A 17,542-nucleotide genomic window follows, 5' to 3' on the forward strand; every position below is an offset into this window, starting at 1 on the left:
CGGCCCGCGGTAGGGGCGGGTTTCAAACCCGCCCGCGCGAGGACTTGCCGAGGATTCCCGACGGGACCAGGATCGAGCCTTCCCCGTAAGCACGACGGGGAAAAGGGTGAAACCCACGTCGCTCATGCGGCGTGCGCCATGTCGACAAACAGGCGGTGCAGGCGCGCGTCGGCGGTCAACTCGGGATGGAAAGCCGTGCCCAGCAGATTGCCTTGCCGCACCGCGACAATGCGGCCGTCGTCCAGCCTGGCCAGCACGTCCACCGCGTCGCCCACGCGGCCGACAACCGGCGCACGGATAAAGACGGCGTGAAACGCGCCGCCGGGCAGGCCGTCGATGTCGAGCTCGGTTTCGAAGCTGTCGATCTGTCGACCGAACGCGTTGCGCTCCACCGTCATGTCCATCAGGCCCAGCAGGGGCTGCGGCTTGCCCACGTCCTTGGCGAGCAGAATCAGCCCGGCGCAGGTTCCCCAGATGGGAAACCCGGACGCGCCGAGATCGCGGACCGGCTCCAGCAGCGCGTACATCTCCAGCAGCTTGCCGATCGTCGTGCTCTCGCCGCCCGGAATCACCAGCCCGTCAAGCCCCTCGAGGTCGTGGGGCACGCGCACCTCGCGCGATTCGACCCCAAGCCCGCGCAGCATGGCGGTGTGCTCGGCGAAATCGCCCTGCAGGGCCAGCACACCGATGACGGGGGTCACGCGCGCGGCGGCCTACCACCCACGGGTCGCGAGGAGCTCCTCCGGCGCAAGGGTGTCGCGGGCAATGCCCGTCATGGGCTCGCCAAGGCCGCGGGAGGCCGTGGCGATGATGCCGGCGTCCTGGTAGTGGGTGGTAGCTTCCACCACGGCCTTGGCGCGTATGGCGGGGTCGCTGGACTTGAAGATGCCGCTGCCGACGAAGACGCCGTCGGCGCCGAGCCGCATCATCAGCGCGGCGTCCGCCGGCGTGGCCACGCCGCCCGCGGCGAAATTCACCACCGGCAGGCGGCCCTCGCGGGCCACCGACGCGACCAGGTCGAGCGGCGCCTGCACGTCCTTGGCGAAGGTTGCCAACTCGTCCTCGCGCATGGTGGTGAGCCGGCGCAGGTCGCCCATGACCGCGCGCATGTGGCGCACGGCCTCGACGACGTCCCCGGTGCCGGCCTCGCCCTTGGTGCGGATCATGGCCGCGCCCTCGCCAATGCGGCGCAAGGCTTCGCCGATGTTGCGGCAGCCGCAGACGAACGGCACGTCGAACCCGTGCTTGTCCACGTGGTGCGCCTCGTCCGCCGGCGTGAGGACCTCCGATTCGTCGACATAGTCCACGCCAAGCGCCTGGAGCAGTTCGGCCTCGACGAAGTGGCCAATGCGGCACTTGGCCATCACCGGGATGGTCACCGCCGCTTGGATCTCGATGATCTTCTCTGGGTCGGCCATGCGCGCCACGCCGCCGTGGGCGCGAATGTCGGCCGGCACGCGCTCGAGGGCCATTACGGCGGCCGCGCCGGCGTCCTCGGCAATCTTCGCCTGCTCGGCGGTGACGACGTCCATGATGACGCCGCCTTTGAGCATCTGGGCCAGCCCGCGCTTGACGGTGAGAGTGTTCTTTTCCATATGAGGCGCTACTCGCTGCGCGTGGCGATCACGGCGATCGCGTCACGTTCACTCGCCCAATTCTAAGCCTCTGCCCGCGGCGCCGCACCAATGCGCCGTATCGCCGCCCGATAGGAGGCCGATCACGGCTTCTGATCGGCCGGTTTGGTCCAGTCCTCCATCGCGCCGGTGAGAAACTCGTCGGTGGATGAGCCGAGCGCGGTGTTGATCTGGTCGTAGATGGCGGGTGAGGCGAGCCCCAGGGATTTCAGCACGCGCGCGGTCATCTCCGTGCCGCCCTCGACCTCCTCGCAAACGACGTGGTCGGCGCCCAGGGCCACCAGATCGTCCCGGTCCGACAGGTAGCGCGTGCGGGCGAGAATGAGCACGTCGGGGCAATCGGCCCGCGCGAGGCGGATGCCCCTGCGCATGGCGACGCGGTCGTTGACGAGCATGACCAGCACGCGCGCGTGGCTGAGGCGCGCGTGCTCGAGAGCCTCGTGGCTGGTGACGTCGCCGTAGTAGACGTGCGCGTGCTCGCGCTGACCCTCACGCACGCGATCGGGGTCGACTTCCAGGACCACATAGGGCACGTCGGCCTGTGCCAGCGTGCGCGCGAGCAGCCGGCCCGCGACGCCGTAGCCCGCGATCACGACGTGGTTGCTGAGGTGAAGGTCCTGCGCCGTCGGCTCGTCCATGCCGCGGGCGCGCAGCAGCCGTTCCAGCGGACGGAGCAGCGTCTCGCCCGCATGCAGGCCGCCGGTCCAATGCATGAGGATTCGCGAAACCACGATGCTTACAACGCCTGTCGTGACAACCAGGCGCAGCTCCAGGTCGGTCACCAGTCCCACGCTGGCGCCGATCAGCAGCACCACGTAGCCAAACTCGCCGAACTGCGCCAGCGAGATGCCCGACCGCCAGGCCACGCTCGCCGGGTTGCGCATCGCCAGCGCCGCGAGAGAAGCCACCAACGCCTTGCCGAAAACGAGCCCGAACACGATCAGCACCGCCAGCAGGGGGGTGTCGGCGAACACCCGCCAGTCGAAGATCATGCCCAGCGAGATGAAGAAGAAGCTGGTGAACGCGTCGCGGAGGGGAATAATGTCGCTGGTCGCGCGGTGCCCGTAGTCGGTGTCGGCGAGGAGCATCCCGGCCAGAAACGCTCCCAAGGCCACGGAAAGTCCGAGCTGGCTCATGAGCCAGGCCGAGCCGAGGGCGATCGAGATCACAGTGAGCAGGAACACCTCGCGCGTGCGGGTTGCGTCCACGGCGCGAAAGACTCGTGGGATCAGGAATCGCGCCACGACGAGCAGGGCGACCACGGCCAGCGCCGCGCGAATCAGCTCCCACGCGACCTCAAGCGCGGCGCCCGCGCCTTCGCCGCCGGCCAGCGCCGGCACCAGCAAGGTGAGGGGGATGACCAGCAAGTCCTGGAAGATGAGCGCCCCGACGATGAAGCGCCCATGGGGCGCGTCCAGCTCGCCGCGCACCGTGAGCACGCGCAGCACGACCACGGTGCTCGAAAGCGCCACCACCAGGCCGAACACGATGCCGCGCGCCACCGTGTCTCCCGCGATCACCAGAATGGCGAGCGTGGCCAGCGTCGTGACTCCCACCTGCAAGGAGCCGCCGAACGCGACCGCCTTCCAGATGTAGCGCAGGCGCGTGAGTGAGAACTCGAGCCCAACCGCGAACAGGAGCAGGATCACGCCCAGTTCGGCGATTTGCTCGATATGCTCCGGGTCGCCGACGAGTCCGAGGCCGTGCGGTCCGGCGATGGCGCCGGTGACGAGAAAGCCGACGGTCGAGGGCAGGCCAAACCGGTGCAGCCCGATGGCAGTGGCCACGGCCAGGCCGCCGATGACCGCCAGCTCGCCAAATAGCTCCAGTTCCACCAATCGCGCCCCCCGGCTCACGCAACTCTGTGCCGGCGCTCAAGTCTATGGGCTGCTGGACCTGAATCCCGCAAAGCGTGGAGCAAGAAGGGCGCTTCCGCGGCCGCTGGTTATTTCGAAATCGAAGTTAAACCCCGAACACGCCAAAAAACTCCCTGCTACAAGGAGTGGAGGCCCTGTGCGCCACCAGCCGGGCATGCGCCAGACCGCCGTGATTTCGGCAAATCGCCGGCGCCGTCCGGCTCCCTCGCCCACGGGAGTCCGGCTCCCTCTCCCGCGGGGAGAGGGTCGGGGTGAGGGGATCCGGTGGTCCGCATCCGGTGGCCCGCGCTGCGTGCAGCGTGGGCCAGCTACGGGTGAATCTCCCAGGCTGCCCGCAGCCTGGGCCACCGGGCAGTCTTCAGCAAACCCCTCCGTCATTCCGGCGGAAGCCGGAATCCAGTCCGGTCGAGCCGAATGCAGCGCCAGATGCCTGGCGTACCGGCCAACACCTCGAAATCAGTCTTGGGATAATGGAAACAATTTGCTTACACTGGTAGCGTAATGGCACGACCCACAAAGCTCACCCCGAAAGTGCGCCGCCGCGTGTTGGAGGCGGCTGCCGACGGCTTGACGCTGCAGGACTGCGCGGCGCTGGTGGGTGTCTCGAGGGAGACGCTGCGGAATTGGTCGCGCACCGACGAGGAGTTCGCCTGGGCCTTCCGGCGGGCGCGCGCCGAGGCCCGGCAGGAGGTGTTGCAGTTGCTCAAGCGCGGGGGCGGCGGCGGCCATTGGCGCGCCCGGCTGGCCTGGCTGGCGCGGACGACGACGAGCTACCGGGAGGGATTCGGCATGTACGACGAGGACCTGCCGCCGGAGAAACCCGAGCTAGTCGAAACCATGGTGGCGGGGCTCACGTCGGAAACCTGAGGCCGCACGATTCCCGTGCCGGCGGTTACCGGTCCGCCGGAACTGTCCCACCCAGCGCGGACCACCGAGCCTAGACCCGCGTCAGACGCCCGTATGCCGCCGTTCGTATTCCCGGTTCCGATGCCCGAGGTGCACGAAGGCCCGCCAGGCCAGCGCGAGCAGGAACCACAGAATGGCGACGACGGCGCTGACGTAGATCACGCCCACCAGCATGGCTGCCACCCCTTCGGCGAAGCCGCTCGCGGTGACGCCCGATTGCTGGATCGTCGCGGTGCCGTAGGGAATCGACACGGTCTCGGCAGATGGCGGGATGGGCGACACGAGCAGCCATAGCCATATGCCGAGCAGCGTCCCGACGGCGGCGGCGGTGAGCACTGCGGTCCCGACGAGGACCTGTTTCCTGGATCCCATCTGCGGCCTCCAGATTCACATGGGCGGGCGCCATTGCCCCCCAGCGTGAGATTCTACACCGCACTTTGCGGACGTGGACTTTTTTCCCACGGCGAAACCGCTTTAATTTTGAGCCCTCCCCGGAGTCATTTCAGGCCCTCCCCGCTGTCAATTCAAGCGCTCCCCCATGTCATTTCGAGCCCTCCCCCATGTCATTTCGAGCGGAGCGAGAATTCCAAGGCGCCGGGAGCAGGCGCCGCGTCCTTGGCTTCCTCGCGGCGTTCGGAGGGACAGGACGGGCGATCAGAACCAAAAAATCGGGCGGTTCGCGAACTGCCCTTACCCGAACCTCCGCCTGCCGCCCCTACTCGGCCGGAAGTTCGCGGCCCCTATCCCGATTGCCGTTCGTGGATCACGAGCACGGTACCGTGGGCGACGGAGACTTCCGCGTGCGGGCCGGCCATCTCATTGCTGACGCCGAGGCTGGAGCCGTGCGCGAGCGTGCCGTCCCGGAGGACATACCGAAGACCCTGCGTGGTCACGCCGTGCGCGTCACCGCCAACCGCAAGCAGGGTGACGCAATCGCCGGCCGCGCCGCCCCAGGATGACGATCGGCTGACGAGCCATATCCGATATCCCGTGTCCTCGATCACGGTGTCCGCGCCCCGCAGACTCGGGTGCGCCAGCAGCGCGACATTGGCCAGCAGGTGATCCACCCTCGGCCCGCCGAGAGCGCCGATGATGGTGATGGACGACGCGCCCCGGCTCGCCGCTTCGCGCAGCGCCAGCTCACCGTCCGTGGCGTCCTTGGCGGTGGGGAAGTTGCGGATGTCCGCGCCGGCGGCGCGCGCCCGGTCGAGGGTCGCGGCCGGAACCGAGTCCTGGTCCCCGACGATCATGTCGCAGACGCCCCCGGCGGCCTCGATGTGCGCGGCGCCGCCGTCGGCGGCGATGACGAGCTGCGCGCGCGCGAGCACCTGCCGGACGTGGCTTGGGTCGGCGTCACCGCCGAGCGCTACGACGGCGTGCATGGGGTGCGTCGAAGTCTTGGCGAAGCTCTAGGAGTCACTGCGGGTTTCCTGCGACCGCGACGTCTTGTGGGCGGTGGCCGAACCTTCCCACCTAGGACGGCAGCCGCTGACCCCATCCTAACCTTCCCCCTGGAAGGGGGAAGCCACCCAATGCCTAGTGCCCGGCGATGGCGTCCCGAACGCCCTCCGCGTTCTGCGCCCACCAGTCGCGCAAAATCTGGACGTCGGTGCCGATCGAGAAGTGGCGCACGCCCTGGTCCAGGTAGTACTTGGCCTGGTCGGGCGAGCTGATTTCGGCCCGGGGATGCTTACCCATGGCGAGCGCGGTCTTGATGATGTGCTCCTCCGCCGCCTTGCAGCGCGGATGCCAGTATTCGCCGGGAAGATCGATGCTCATGGCGTAGTCGGCGGGGCCGAACTGGATCATGTCGACGCCCTTGAGGGCGAGGATGTTCTCGATGTCCCTAACGGCGCCGTCTTTCTCGATCATCAGCGCCACCACGGAGTCTTCGAGTGCTTGGACGAAGGCCTGTCCTCCGCCGGCGTTCTCCCAGCCGTAGCCGACGTCGCGGCGGGACCCGGCGCCGTGGTGTCCGCCGGTGGACGGGGTCTCGGCGCGCACCGCCGCCACGCACTCCGCCGCCTCTTCGGCCGAGTGCACGTCGGCGAACAGGATGTTCTGGATTCCCGAGCCGATGGAGCGAATCGCGAGGTGGGTACGCGGCTCCTGCTCCACTTTCATCATGCCGCTGAGGTGGTCGAATAGCTCGATCGCACGCCCGATGTTCTCCAGCGCGTAGAGGTCGTAGGGCGCGTATTCGCCGACGAACTCCACGTAGTCGATGACGCCGGTCTGGCCGACAAGCTCCACGACGCCTGGCCATGAGACCAGAATGTGGGTGCCGACCGATGGCTGGCCGGTATTGAGCAATTCACGCAGTTTGTTTGGTCGCATCGCACTCGGGGCGGGATCGAACCCGGCGATAGTTCCACACCGCTCGCGCGTGGTCGAACGCGCGGGCGACGGGCACGCACGCGAGCGAGTCCGGCGCTACTCCTCGCGGTATTGCCGCAGGGCGTCCCAGTTGAACTCGACGCCGAGGCCGGGCCCCTGCGGCAGCATGACCGTGCCGCGGTCGGTGAGCTCCAGCTTCTCGTGGAACATGACCTCGTTGAGTCCCGCGACGTTGGGGTTGTAGTACTCGAGGATCAGCGGGAACGGGAACGCCGCCAGCAGGTGGATGTGAATCTCCTGCAGGCCGTGCGGGGCGATGGGGATTTCGTAGGCCGAGGCCAGGGCGGCGACGCGGCGGTACTCGGTGATGCCGCCCAGCACCATGGCGTCGGGATTGGCGATGCGCACGGCGTCGGACTCGAACAGCTCGCGAAATCCCCAGCGGGTGTACTCGTTCTCACCGGCGGCGACGGGCACGCTCGACGAGTTGGCGACGGCGGCGCTGCCGGCCATGTTGTCGGGCGAGACCGGCTCCTCGAACCAGAAGGCGTCGTAGCTTTCGAGGATGCGGGCCATGCGCACGGCGTCGGCCGTGACATAGGCGTTGTTGGCGTCCACGAGCAGGTCCACCTCGTCGCCGATGGCGTCGCGCACGGCGGCCACGCGGCGCTCGTCCTCGCGCAGCGACACCGCGCCGATCTTCATCTTGACGGCGGTGGCGCCCTGCTCGACATAGCCGAGCATCTCGTCCTGCAGCTCGGGAATGCCTTTGCCCGCCTCGTAGTAGCCGCCCGCGATGTAGGCGCGCACTTCGTCGGTGTAGCCGCCCAGGAGCCGGTAGAGCGGCTGCCCCACGGCGCGGGCCACGACGTCCCACAGGGCGATGTCGATGGCCGAGAGCGCGCGCGTGGTGAGGCCCTTGCGGCCGAAGATCTTGGGTTGGTAGAGCCGGTCCCAGATGCGCTCGACGTTGAACGGGTCCTCGCCGATCACGGCCTCGGACATGTTCTCGATCACGGTGACCAGCACGTCGCGTCCAGAGGGAAGTCCCAAGCCGCCGCAGATGCCCACGCCCTCGATGCCCTCGTCGGTCTGGATGCGGACGACGACGTTCTTGGAGTGGGTGTAGGTGTATTTGCCGTTGGTTATCGGCGGATCATGCGGCTTGGCGTAGACCTCGGCGGAAACGCGCGTCACCTTCACGGGGCACCTCGGGCAGTCGTGGAGCGGGGATGTATGCAGCAAACCATCGGCGGCGTCGGGGGTCAACCGCTGGGCTGGGCGGCTCCGATGGAGAAGGTGATTCCGGCGTGGGCCACACCGTCCACCAGGATTTGCACGACGTAGCGGCCGAGGCACTCGGTCTCGTCGATGTAGAACCCAAAGAAGCCGCGCCGCATGGCCGAGCCCGCCGGCAGGCTGTAGCTCCCGCGGCAACCTTCGTCGGCCTGCCAGGAGAAGCCGAGCTCGGCGCCGGCCCTGACGTTGAGGAACTCGACCGCGATGTAGACGCGCTGGTTGGGCTCGAAGGTGCTGGTCTCACCCACGGGCCGCTGGAGGCCGTCCACCCCCTCGGCCGTGTCCACGCGACCCACGGCGGCGCGGGCATTGGGCGGGGGGACGATGGCGGTCGGAGTTCTGTTGGCGGACGGAGTCGGAGTGGTGGGCGCCGGGGTGGCGACCGGCGACGGGGTGGTCGGCGGCGCGGCCGTTGGCGTGACGGTCACCGTGGGCAGCGGCGTGGCGGTGCGATTCTGCGGCGACGCGGTTGGCGTTTGGGGGTTCGGCGTTTGCCGGAGCTCGGGTGTTGGAGCGGGTGTGGGGGGCGCGGTCGAGGCGACCGTGACCTCGGCAACGGTCGGCGTCGGAGTCTCCGGGGCCGGCTCGGCGACGACCTCGGAGTCACCGCAGGCGGCGAGCAGCCATGCCGTCACGCCCAAGATGATGATCGGCGCCAGCCGGGAGAGCCGTTTGCGCATCGACCTCGCCTCTAGGCCGTGCCCCCGCCCACTGAGTCGGGTGGACGGATTACGGGACAGGGAATGGCGCGGGTCGCTTTACCGCGCGCCCGCTGAGTCTAGCAATCGCCACCGGTGCTCAGATGCAGGCGTTCAGGCGCCGAGCAGGGCCTGGAGACGGCCAATCACGAGCTGCTGAGCGACCTGGATCGGCTGCTGAATCGTGAGGCCGGCCGCGAGCTGGTGGCCGCCGCCGCCGTACTCTTCGGCGACTTCCCGGATCGGGCGACCGGTGGAACGCAGGCTGGCGCGGGTCCGTTCGGGGCCGAGTTCGTAGAACACCGCCGCGATCTCCGCGCCCACGATCTCCTGCAGGGCATTGGGAAGACCGTGTGAATAGTGGACGCTGGCCTCCACCGAGGCCGCCATGGCCTGGGTGACGCAAGTCCACACGATGCGACCGTCGGCCGTGGCCTGCACCGCCGCCAGGGCGGCGCCGTAGAGTCGCGTGGCGGCGATGGTGCGCGCGTTGAGGACCCGACGCGGAAGGCCGTGGGTCGCGCCGCCGGCTTCCAGCAGGCCGGCCGCCGCCCGTAGCGTCCGGGGCGAGGTGTCGGCGATCTGGAATCCGAGCGTGTCGCCGACCAGGCCCGCTTGCAGATTGATTGCCATATCCGCCGTCAGCGGGATGCGGGCCTCCGTCAGCAGTCCCCACAAGACCTCGGCCGTGGCCGCGGCGGCGGTTTCCACGTAGTTGACGGCGCCGTAGTGCTGGTTGGAGTCGTGGTGGTCGATGTTGACGACGGGCCGGTCGCTCAGGAGCGCGTCACGCGCGCTCGGCTCGCCGCCCAGGAGCGCGGGGCTGGCGGTATCGACGACAAAGACCATGTCGCGGTCCGCGGCGCCAAGCGCGGCGGTGAGCGCAACGACGCCATCGGCGCCCGGCAGCTCGTTCAAGGGCGGGGTGATGCGGTCCGGCTGGTGGACGGCCAGCACCGCCTCTGCGCCAAGCTGCGCAAAGGCGCCCCCGAGCGCCAGCGCGGAGCCCAGGCTGTCGGCGTCAGAATCCCGGTGCGACAGCACCAAAGGACGCCGCGCGCGATGAATGGCATCGATCACGCGGCGCCGCGCGGCCGGGAGGTCCGGTTCCGTGAGAATGCGAGGCGGCTTTCAAGGGGCGCTGGGGCGGCGGATTATTTCACAGGCCGAGTCTGCGCTCGGATGGTGATGTCTATGGGGCGGCTCAGCGTGGCGGGGCGATTCGCTCGCGTGATCGCCCATCCCCGCCATCCGGACGGCCCCGGCTCGTCTGCCGCGTTGCAAACCTCTGCCTAACACTTCCGTCATTCCGGCGGAAGCCGGAATCCAGTCCGATCAATCCCAGCGCGCGCCGGGCATTCGGGGTAGGGGCTGCCCCGTACTCGATACGGGGGCGGGTCTCAGACCCGGCCGACGCCGGGAATCCGGGCAGGCGCCGATTGGTCTCCCGCGTCGGTTACCTTTGCGAAATCCCTCCACCGGGAATTGTTAAGCCGGTCCTGTTCCCTCTCCCTCGAGGGAGAGGGTCAGGGTGAGGGGGGTCCGGTCCAGACGGCGTCCGGTCCCGCCACCGGCGCGAGGTCCTCGCGGCCCAGCCGGCGGTCGAGCTCGGCCAGCGTCGCGTCGTGGCCTGCCAACGTCTCACTCGGGGCAATGTCGGCCAGAGGGGCCGTCATGAAGGGCCGCTCGGCGACCCGGGGGTGCGGAATGGACACCCGCCGATTCACGATCTCCAGTCCGCCCAGGCTCACGATGTCCACGTCCAGCGGACGCGGGCCGTAGGGAATGCCCGGCCGGCGACCGGCTGCGAATTCGAGGCCCTTGCCCCACATCAAGAGCCGCACCGGCCCCAGCCCGGTGGTGAGACGCAGCGCCAGGTTCAGAAACGGCCCCTGGTGCACGTGCCCGGACGGCGGCGACTCGTAGATCGGCGACACCGCGTCGATGCGTCCAACCATCCCCAGCCCCGCCACCGCGACGCGCAAGAACCCCAGCCGGTCGCCCATGTTCGAGCCCAGGACCAGGAGGGCGGGGAGGGGGGTGTTAGGTGGATGTGGGGTCATGGGTCCTCTGGCCGTTCAGCCAGCGGATTCTCGCGGTCAAATGCCCACCGAGCGGGGTTGTCGCGGACGTACTTCCGGACGTGACTGAGTGAATCCTCGCTCCGAACTATGTGTTCGTAGTACCTCCGCTGCCACAATCGCCGGTCGAATGGCGGCCAGCCGAGTTCCTTGACGCCGCGGATGTATTCCACAGTTACGAGTGATTTGTAGGCGCCGACGACATCGCCCAACGCAACACCCCCACGCGTAGGGGCAGCCCTTGTGGCTGCCCGGTCCTGGTCCTGATGGAATGGAGGCCGGGCGCCCACAAGGGGCGCCCCTACATCCGCGCCGACGACATCGCCTTGCGCGACACGCCGGCGTGTAGGGGCAGCCCTTGTGGCTGCCCGGTCCTGGTGCTGAGGGATTGGAGTCTGGGCGCCCACAAGGGGCGCCCCTACATCCGCGCCGACGACATCGCCTTGCGCGACACGCCGGCGTGTAGGGGCAGCCCTTGTGGCTGCCCGGTCCTGGTGCTGAGGGATTGGAGTCTGGGCGCCCACAAGGGGCGCCCCTACAGGGACGTCAATTCCGATGATTCCGTGCATGTGGTTGGGCATGACGACAAAGGCGTCGAGACAAATGTTTGGAAACCGCTCAGGCAATGCTTGCCAGACCCGACAGGCCATCTCCCCGGCTGCGTTGAGGTGCATGTGCTGACCGATCACGTCGCCGAAGAGATACGACCGGCCCTGCAAAGCAACGGTCACGAAGTAGACGCCAGTCTGGGAGTAGTCGTAGCCCTCTAGTCGGAGCGGGCGACGACGGCGCATCTGATCGGGAGGGTCAGCCGAGGCAAATCAAAATCCTTGGGGGCATGTATGCCTATCCATGGTAGGGGGCAGCCCTGGTGGGTGCGCTGTGCCGGTCCTGATGGCTCGAAATCCGTGCGCCAACAAGGGACGCCCCTACGGGACTTCGATGGTGGCGCGTGCGCGGCGGCGGGGCGGGCGCCCACAAGGGACGCCCCTACAAGAGGTGGGTCGGTGTAGGGGCAGCCCTGGTGGCTGCCCAAAACGCGCGAGGCGACTACTCACAAGGGGTGTTACTAAATGGGACGGGTTCCCTTACCCCGTCGTGCGCCCGAGTGACGGACGGTCGTTGAGAGACTTCGGCGCCGACCTTATAGAATGGGCGCCCGCAGGATGGTGTCGGCGTGGTTTGCGTGCGGCGCCTAGGTGAGGACCCCAAGTCCGCGTGAACACGGCACTCGTGGCCGGGGGTGCCGGCTTCATCGGCTCGCATCTCTGTGACGGTCTGCTCGCGTCCGGTCGCCGCGTGATTGCGGTGGACAGCTTTCTGACTGGGCGTCCCGAGAACGTGGCGCACCTGGCCGATCACCCGGACTTTCGCCTGCTGGAGCACGACGTTTGCGAGCCGCTGGACGTTGCAGAGCCGGTGGGCGCGGTGTTTCACCTGGCGAGTCCGGCCAGCCCGACGGACTTCGGCCGCATTCCCGAGGAGATCATGTGGGTGAACGCGCTGGGTTCGCGCAACCTCTGCGACCTGGCGCAGCGAGACGGCGCGCGCTTGCTGCTGGCCTCGACCTCGGAGATCTACGGCGATCCCCTGGAGCACCCCCAGCGCGAGTCCTACTTTGGCAACGTGAACCCGATCGGCCTGCGTTCCCCCTACGACGAGAGCAAGCGCTTCGCCGAGGCGCTGGTGATGATGCGACGCCGCATGCACGGGCTGAACGCGCGCGTGGTGCGGATTTTTAATACCTACGGGCCGCGCATGCGCGTCGGGGATGGGCGCATGTCGATCGAGTTCGTGACCAACGCCCTGCGCGGCGAGCCGCTGACCGTCGTGGGCGACGGGAGCCAGACGCGGAGTCTGTGCTTTGTGACCGACATGGCCGAGGGCATTTCCCGCGCGATGTATCGGCCCGCCACGGACGGCCAGGTCTTCAACCTCGGTAACCCCAGCGAGCACTCGGTGGCGGAGTACGCGGATTGGATTCGCGACATCGCGGACTCGTCGTCCGAGATCCGCCACGTGCCGGCCCGTCCGGATGATCCGCAGCGGCGACGGCCGGACATCGGCCGCGCGCGCAAGGTCCTGGACTGGCAACCCGAAGTGCCGCCCGCCGACGGACTGCGTCGGACGGTTGACTGGTACCGCGAGCATCTGGCGCTTGCTGAGCCGAACTAGCCCAAGCGCCCTCGTCTCGGCCTGGACGCCGCAGCTGTTGCTCGCGCTGGCCGCCGTCGTGGTGTCGGGCAGCTACGGAGCGTTGGCGGCGGCGGAGCTTGGCGGCGTGTTGCAGGTTGCGCCGCCGGTGCTTGGGGCGGCGCTGGCGTCCGCCGCGTGGTGGACAGCTCAAGATCGAGCGCGCGGGCTGCGTTGGCTGGCGGCGGCGGCGGTTGCCGCATTCGTGGCCGTGGCGATCGTGCAAACGCCGCCGGCGCTGCTGAGCATGGCGCTCGTGGCGCTGGGCGGGGCGGTGCTGATTGGGGGACTGCGCATCGCCGGCAAGCTGCCGGACGCGGGGACCACGACGGCCATGCTGGCGGCCGCGGCCGTTGCCCTGGTCCCGTTTCGCGGGCTGGGTGAGATTGCCGTGGGACCGTCGGTGGTGGGGCTGAGCGATTTCGCGTTGGGGGCGGCGCTGGTGGTGTGGCTTGGGGGCCATGGCCGCGGGCGCATCGAAATCCCCCGGCTGGCGCTGGCGATCGCGCTGTTCGCCGCATGGCTCGGCATCACGGGCGTGCTGGCCCTCGATCCGGCGCCGGTGCTCAAGGAGACCATCAAGTGGCTGCAGGTAGCCGTGGCGGTGGTATTGCTGGCGGATGTGCTGCGCCACGCCGACGCCCGAATTGCGGTGGCCTGGCTGGTCGGCGTCGCCGTGGCGGCGGAGGCCGCGGTGGGGCTTGTCCAGGCGATAACGGGCATCGGACCGGCGGCGTTCAACGTGGGTGGTCTGATCCGGTCGTTCGGGACGTTCGAGCAGCCCAATCCCTTCGGGGGGTACCTTGGACTGCATTTGCCGTTGCTGTTGGCCGGGGCGATCTATGCCCGACGGTCACGCCGGCCGTGGATCGCCGCGCTCTGGCTGCTAGTGCTGGTGGCGCTGGTGATCAGCCGCTCGCGAGGAGCCTGGATTGGAATGATTGGGAGCACGGCGATAGTGCTGCTGGCGGCGATGCCGCGGGTCCGCGTACTGGGCGCGGCGACGGTGGCGCTGATCATCGCCGGATTCCTGGCCTTTGCCGGGTGGCAGCTCACGGGAGGCCTGGAACGGGCGCTGCCCGATCCGGCGCGAGCGGCGGTGGAAGGCCGGACGGAAGTTCGCGACGCCTTGCGCATCGTGGTGGACGACGACTTCGCCATCAGCGAGCGGCTGGCGCAGTGGGAGGCCGGCTGGCGGATGTTCATGAGCGCTCCGCTGATCGGCGTGGGCGCGGGCAACTACGACGAGGCGTACTCCAGGTTCAACTTCGAGCCGTTCTTGCAGTTGCCGGGACATGCGCACAACATCTATCTGAACTTCGCGGCTGAGGCCGGGTTACCGGCGACGGCCGCGTTTCTGGCGCTCAGCGTCTGGGCGATCTGGCGTTGCGTTCGCGCGGTGCAGTGGGTGCGGGGCACGCCGTGGGAGTGGGCGACGATCGGGGCGCTGGGCGGTATGGTCGCGTTTTCGTTGCACAACCTGGTGGACAGCTTGTTCGTGAACGGCATGGGTCTGGTCTTCGCGCTCTTCATCGGGTTGAGCTACGCGATTGAGTGGGACTGCGGTCGCCGGCAGGCGCCTCACGTCGCGGGAGCGGCGTCATGAGCGAGCCGGAGATCCCGCCGGACGGCGCCGGACCGGAGGGGCCGCTGGTCGCCCGACCGGCCCTTCGCCGTGGCTTTCTGAGCGTCCGGACGCTGCTGAGCTTCGCCATCGCCGCGGCGCTGCTGGTGTTGGTGTGGTTCCTGAACGACCTGTCGGTCGAGGAAATCCTTGATCGCCTGTCTCGCGCGAATCCGTGGTTGATCGTGGCCGCGTTCGTGGTCTATGCCTTGAACTTTCCGCTGCGGACCTTGCGCTGGCGAATCTTGCTGAACAACGCGGTCAAGCATGAGGAGACCTCCCCGAAATACACGATGTGGGGCTTGTTTCAGATCCTCTACATCTCATGGTTCGTGAACGGTGTCATTCCGCTCAAGATGGGAGACGTTTACCGGGCCTACATGGCCCGCGCCAACTACGGCACATCGCTCACGCGCACGCTGGGGACGGTGTTCACCGAGCGGGTGCTCGATGTGGTGACCCTGATCCTGATCGTGTTGGTGAGCTCGGTGTTCGTGCTGCAGCAGACTGAGGTTGGCGAGGACGTGGGCCGGATCATCATGGTGGCGGTGGTGGCGCTGGCCGTTCTGGCCGCGGCGGTGTTCGCAATGCTGCTATTCGGCAGCCCGATATTCCGGCGCTTCCCGAAGCGCGTGGGGGAGATCTACGAGCGCTTCCACAGCGGCGTCTTCGATAGCTGGACCTGGCGCAGCGGACCCTCGCTCTGGCTGCTGAGCTTCGCTATCTGGTCGGCGGAGATGTGCCGTCTGACCCTGGTGACGCGGGCGGTTGGGCTCGAGCTGGGCCTGGGCACGATTTTCTTCAGCGGCGCGGCCGCGTCGCTGCTGCTGGCGTTTCCGACGCCCGGCGGCCTGGGAGCGGTGGATGGCGGGATCATCGGCCTGCTGCGAGTGGCCGGTGGCGTGAGCGCCGGACCTGCGGGAGTGGTGGCGATCATCGACCGGTTCATCTCCTATTGGTGCGTCACGGTCTCCGGCGCGGCGATGTTTGCCTTGACGCGAATGAAGCGGTAGGTCACTGCGTGCGGGTCGGCATCGACTACACGTCCGCCGCCACCCAACGGGAAGGCATTGGCCGCGCGACGCGCGAGTTGGTGAACGCCCTGCTGCGGTTGCCCGACTGTCCGGACCTGCACCTGGTCTATGCCCACCGCGGCCCGGTGCCCGCGGCCGACGCGCTGGGCGTTCACGAGCGGGTCAAGCTGCGGCGGTTGCCGCTCAGTCCGCGCGTCATGCTGGCGGGCTGGTACAAGGCGCGATTGCCGCTGCCCGTCGAAGCGCTGCTGGGTCCGCTGCACGTGATGCACGGGCCCGACTTCGTATTGCCGCCGCGCGTCGCCGCGGCCGGGGTGGTCACCGTGCACGACCTGGCGTTTGCCACCCGGCCCGAGGACGCACACCCGGCGCAGCGGAGGTTTCTGGAATCCGCAGTGCCGTGGTCGATCGACCGCGCGCGATTGGTGGTCGCGGTCTCGGAGACGACGCGCCGGGACCTGATGACGCGCTACGGCGTGCGCCCGCACCGAATCCGGGTCGTGCCGAACGCGGTGAGCTCCGAGTTCCACGAGCGCGACGGCGCGGAGGAGCTGGCCGAGGTGCGACGACGGCTGCGGCTACCCGAGGAATTCCTGCTGAGCGTGGGCACGATCCATCCGCGCAAGAATCTTGGGGGACTGGCTCGCGCCGCCGCGCTGAGCGGCCGGCAACTGGGGCGGACGCTGCCGGTGGTGCACGTGGGACGCGAGGGCTGGCTGTGCGAGCGCGTGTTCGCCGACATCGAGTCGGCCGGATCGCCCGGGATTCGCTTCGTCGGCCAAATCGGCGACGCCACGCTGCGCGCGCTCTATCGCCAGGCGGCGGCGCTCGTGTATCCGAGCTTTGCGGAAGGCTTTGGCCTTCCCATCCTGGAGGCATTCGCCTGCGGCACGCCGGTCGTCACGTCGAACGGATCGGGGATGCTCGAGGCAGCCGGCGACGCGGCGGAACTGGTGGACCCGCACGACCCGGAGTCGATTGCCGCCGGCATCGTGCGCGTGGCGCGGGATGTCGATCGGCGCGCGGAGCTGGTGGAGCGCGGGAGGCGCCGGCTCGAGGATTTCTCGTGGTCCCGCTCGGCGCGGCTGATGCTCGACGTGTACGCCGAGGCGCGGCGCGGGGAGCCGTCGCCCCAGGTCAGCGGGGTCGCCGCGAAGCGGTAGACTGCGGCCGAGGCAAGGCGTATGACACCTCCCGACATCTTGAGCTACGCCGTCCTAGGCGTTGTGGCCTACCTGCTTGGCAGCGTGCCGGTCGCGTTGATCATGTCCGCTGTGCTGAAGCGGACGGACCTGCGAAGAATCGGTTCCGGCAACCTGGGCGTGCTCAACACGATGTTCAACGTGGGCAAGCTGCCCGGCCTGCTCACGATCGTCGGCCACGGCATCCTGGCCGCGCTCACCGTGTTTCTGGCGGGATGGTTCCCCGAGGGGTGGTTTCCCTGGGGATGGCAGTATCCCGCCGACTGGTGGGTTCCGATGCGGGACGACGTCGGCCTCATGGTTGCCATGGCGGGCCTCACCGCGGGCAACATGTGGCAACTCTTCGCCAAGTTTCGCGGGAGCCGCGGCAGCACCACGGTGGGTTGGGCGCTCCTGGTAGCCGCACCGCTCATGCTGCTGGTGCTCTTTGGCGTGTGGCTGGCGGCGATTCTGGCTTTGCGGCGCAACGTGCCCGCGGCCCGCGTGCTGCATGCGGCGATTCCGGTGGTCTTTGGGCTCATGCAGGGCTCGTGGACGTTTGCCATCGGTGGGGCCGTGATCGCGGCGCTGCTGACGCTCAAGGTCGCCTTTAGTGGGGACGACGCCACGGCCCTGGGCGTCTACCGGCGGTTCGGCATCAACGAAAACCGCTAGGCG

Annotated in this window: 16 protein-coding genes; 6 read left to right on the top strand and 10 right to left on the bottom strand. The window is 68.5% G+C overall.

Going from position 1 to position 17,542, the window contains the following annotated elements; all coding sequences use genetic code 11:
• Positions 1 to 122: 122 nt before the first annotated feature.
• The 3 genes from pdxT to OXG33_10035 form a co-directional block, all read right to left on the bottom strand.
• A complete protein-coding gene (gene pdxT, locus OXG33_10025) occupies positions 123 to 701 on the bottom strand; it encodes a pyridoxal 5'-phosphate synthase glutaminase subunit PdxT (protein MCY4114258.1) in 579 nt (192 codons plus the stop codon).
• Between the two features lie 12 nt (positions 702 to 713).
• Positions 714 to 1,595 (bottom strand): pyridoxal 5'-phosphate synthase lyase subunit PdxS, encoded by an 882-nt coding sequence (gene pdxS / locus OXG33_10030; GenBank protein MCY4114259.1) that lies wholly within the window; start codon positions 1,593 to 1,595, stop codon positions 714 to 716.
• Positions 1,596 to 1,717: 122 nt separating this feature from the next.
• Positions 1,718 to 3,469 (bottom strand): cation:proton antiporter, encoded by a 1,752-nt coding sequence (locus OXG33_10035; protein MCY4114260.1) that lies wholly within the window; start codon positions 3,467 to 3,469, stop codon positions 1,718 to 1,720.
• Positions 3,470 to 4,012: 543 nt separating this feature from the next.
• On the opposite strand from OXG33_10035, the gene OXG33_10040 reads away from it, so the two are divergent.
• A complete protein-coding gene (locus OXG33_10040; GenBank protein MCY4114261.1) occupies positions 4,013 to 4,378 on the top strand; it encodes a helix-turn-helix domain-containing protein in 366 nt (121 codons plus the stop codon).
• A gap of 81 nt (positions 4,379 to 4,459) precedes the next feature.
• On the opposite strand, the gene OXG33_10045 is transcribed toward OXG33_10040, so the two are convergent.
• From OXG33_10045 to folK, 7 genes are all read right to left on the bottom strand, one after another.
• Positions 4,460 to 4,789: a hypothetical protein gene (locus tag OXG33_10045; GenBank protein MCY4114262.1), complete on the bottom strand. Its 330-nt coding sequence runs from the start codon at positions 4,787 to 4,789 to the stop codon at positions 4,460 to 4,462.
• 368 nt (positions 4,790 to 5,157) lie between these two features.
• A complete protein-coding gene (locus OXG33_10050; GenBank protein MCY4114263.1) occupies positions 5,158 to 5,799 on the bottom strand; it encodes a thiamine diphosphokinase in 642 nt (213 codons plus the stop codon).
• Positions 5,800 to 5,953: 154 nt separating this feature from the next.
• On the bottom strand, positions 5,954 to 6,754 hold the full coding sequence (locus OXG33_10055) for an aldolase/citrate lyase family protein (protein ID MCY4114264.1): 801 nt from the start codon (positions 6,752 to 6,754) through the stop codon (positions 5,954 to 5,956).
• A 96-nt stretch (positions 6,755 to 6,850) separates the two neighbouring features.
• Positions 6,851 to 7,957 carry a mandelate racemase/muconate lactonizing enzyme family protein gene (locus OXG33_10060; protein ID MCY4114265.1) on the bottom strand — a complete coding sequence of 369 codons (1,107 nt, stop codon included), beginning with the start codon at positions 7,955 to 7,957 and terminating at the stop codon, positions 6,851 to 6,853.
• A gap of 62 nt (positions 7,958 to 8,019) precedes the next feature.
• On the bottom strand, positions 8,020 to 8,733 hold the full coding sequence (locus OXG33_10065; GenBank protein MCY4114266.1) for a hypothetical protein: 714 nt from the start codon (positions 8,731 to 8,733) through the stop codon (positions 8,020 to 8,022).
• A gap of 132 nt (positions 8,734 to 8,865) precedes the next feature.
• Positions 8,866 to 9,831, bottom strand: a complete 966-nt coding sequence (locus OXG33_10070; protein ID MCY4114267.1) for a DHH family phosphoesterase — start codon at positions 9,829 to 9,831, stop codon at positions 8,866 to 8,868.
• A gap of 446 nt (positions 9,832 to 10,277) precedes the next feature.
• Positions 10,278 to 10,814 (bottom strand): 2-amino-4-hydroxy-6-hydroxymethyldihydropteridine diphosphokinase, encoded by a 537-nt coding sequence (folK, locus tag OXG33_10075; GenBank protein ID MCY4114268.1) that lies wholly within the window; start codon positions 10,812 to 10,814, stop codon positions 10,278 to 10,280.
• Positions 10,815 to 12,050: 1,236 nt separating this feature from the next.
• Between folK and OXG33_10080 the strand changes: the two genes are divergently transcribed.
• From OXG33_10080 to OXG33_10100, 5 genes are read left to right on the top strand one after another with little or no spacing between them, the layout of a single operon-like run.
• Positions 12,051 to 13,007 carry a GDP-mannose 4,6-dehydratase gene (locus tag OXG33_10080; protein ID MCY4114269.1) on the top strand — a complete coding sequence of 319 codons (957 nt, stop codon included), beginning with the start codon at positions 12,051 to 12,053 and terminating at the stop codon, positions 13,005 to 13,007.
• Positions 12,991 to 14,631: an O-antigen ligase family protein gene (locus OXG33_10085; GenBank protein MCY4114270.1), complete on the top strand. Its 1,641-nt coding sequence runs from the start codon at positions 12,991 to 12,993 to the stop codon at positions 14,629 to 14,631. The genes OXG33_10080 and OXG33_10085 overlap by 17 nt, the downstream gene beginning before the upstream one ends.
• A complete protein-coding gene (locus OXG33_10090; GenBank protein ID MCY4114271.1) occupies positions 14,628 to 15,662 on the top strand; it encodes a lysylphosphatidylglycerol synthase transmembrane domain-containing protein in 1,035 nt (344 codons plus the stop codon). The genes OXG33_10085 and OXG33_10090 overlap by 4 nt, the downstream gene beginning before the upstream one ends.
• 8 nt (positions 15,663 to 15,670) lie before the next feature.
• Entirely contained in the window at positions 15,671 to 16,846 is a 1,176-nt protein-coding gene (locus OXG33_10095) for a glycosyltransferase family 1 protein (GenBank protein MCY4114272.1), read from the top strand.
• A 21-nt stretch (positions 16,847 to 16,867) separates the two neighbouring features.
• On the top strand, positions 16,868 to 17,539 hold the full coding sequence (locus OXG33_10100; protein ID MCY4114273.1) for a glycerol-3-phosphate acyltransferase: 672 nt from the start codon (positions 16,868 to 16,870) through the stop codon (positions 17,537 to 17,539).
• The last annotated feature ends 3 nt before the right edge of the window (positions 17,540 to 17,542 follow it).

It is taken from the genome of Chloroflexota bacterium, from assembly GCA_026708035.1.
GTDB lineage: Bacteria > Chloroflexota > UBA11872 > UBA11872 > UBA11872 > JAJECS01.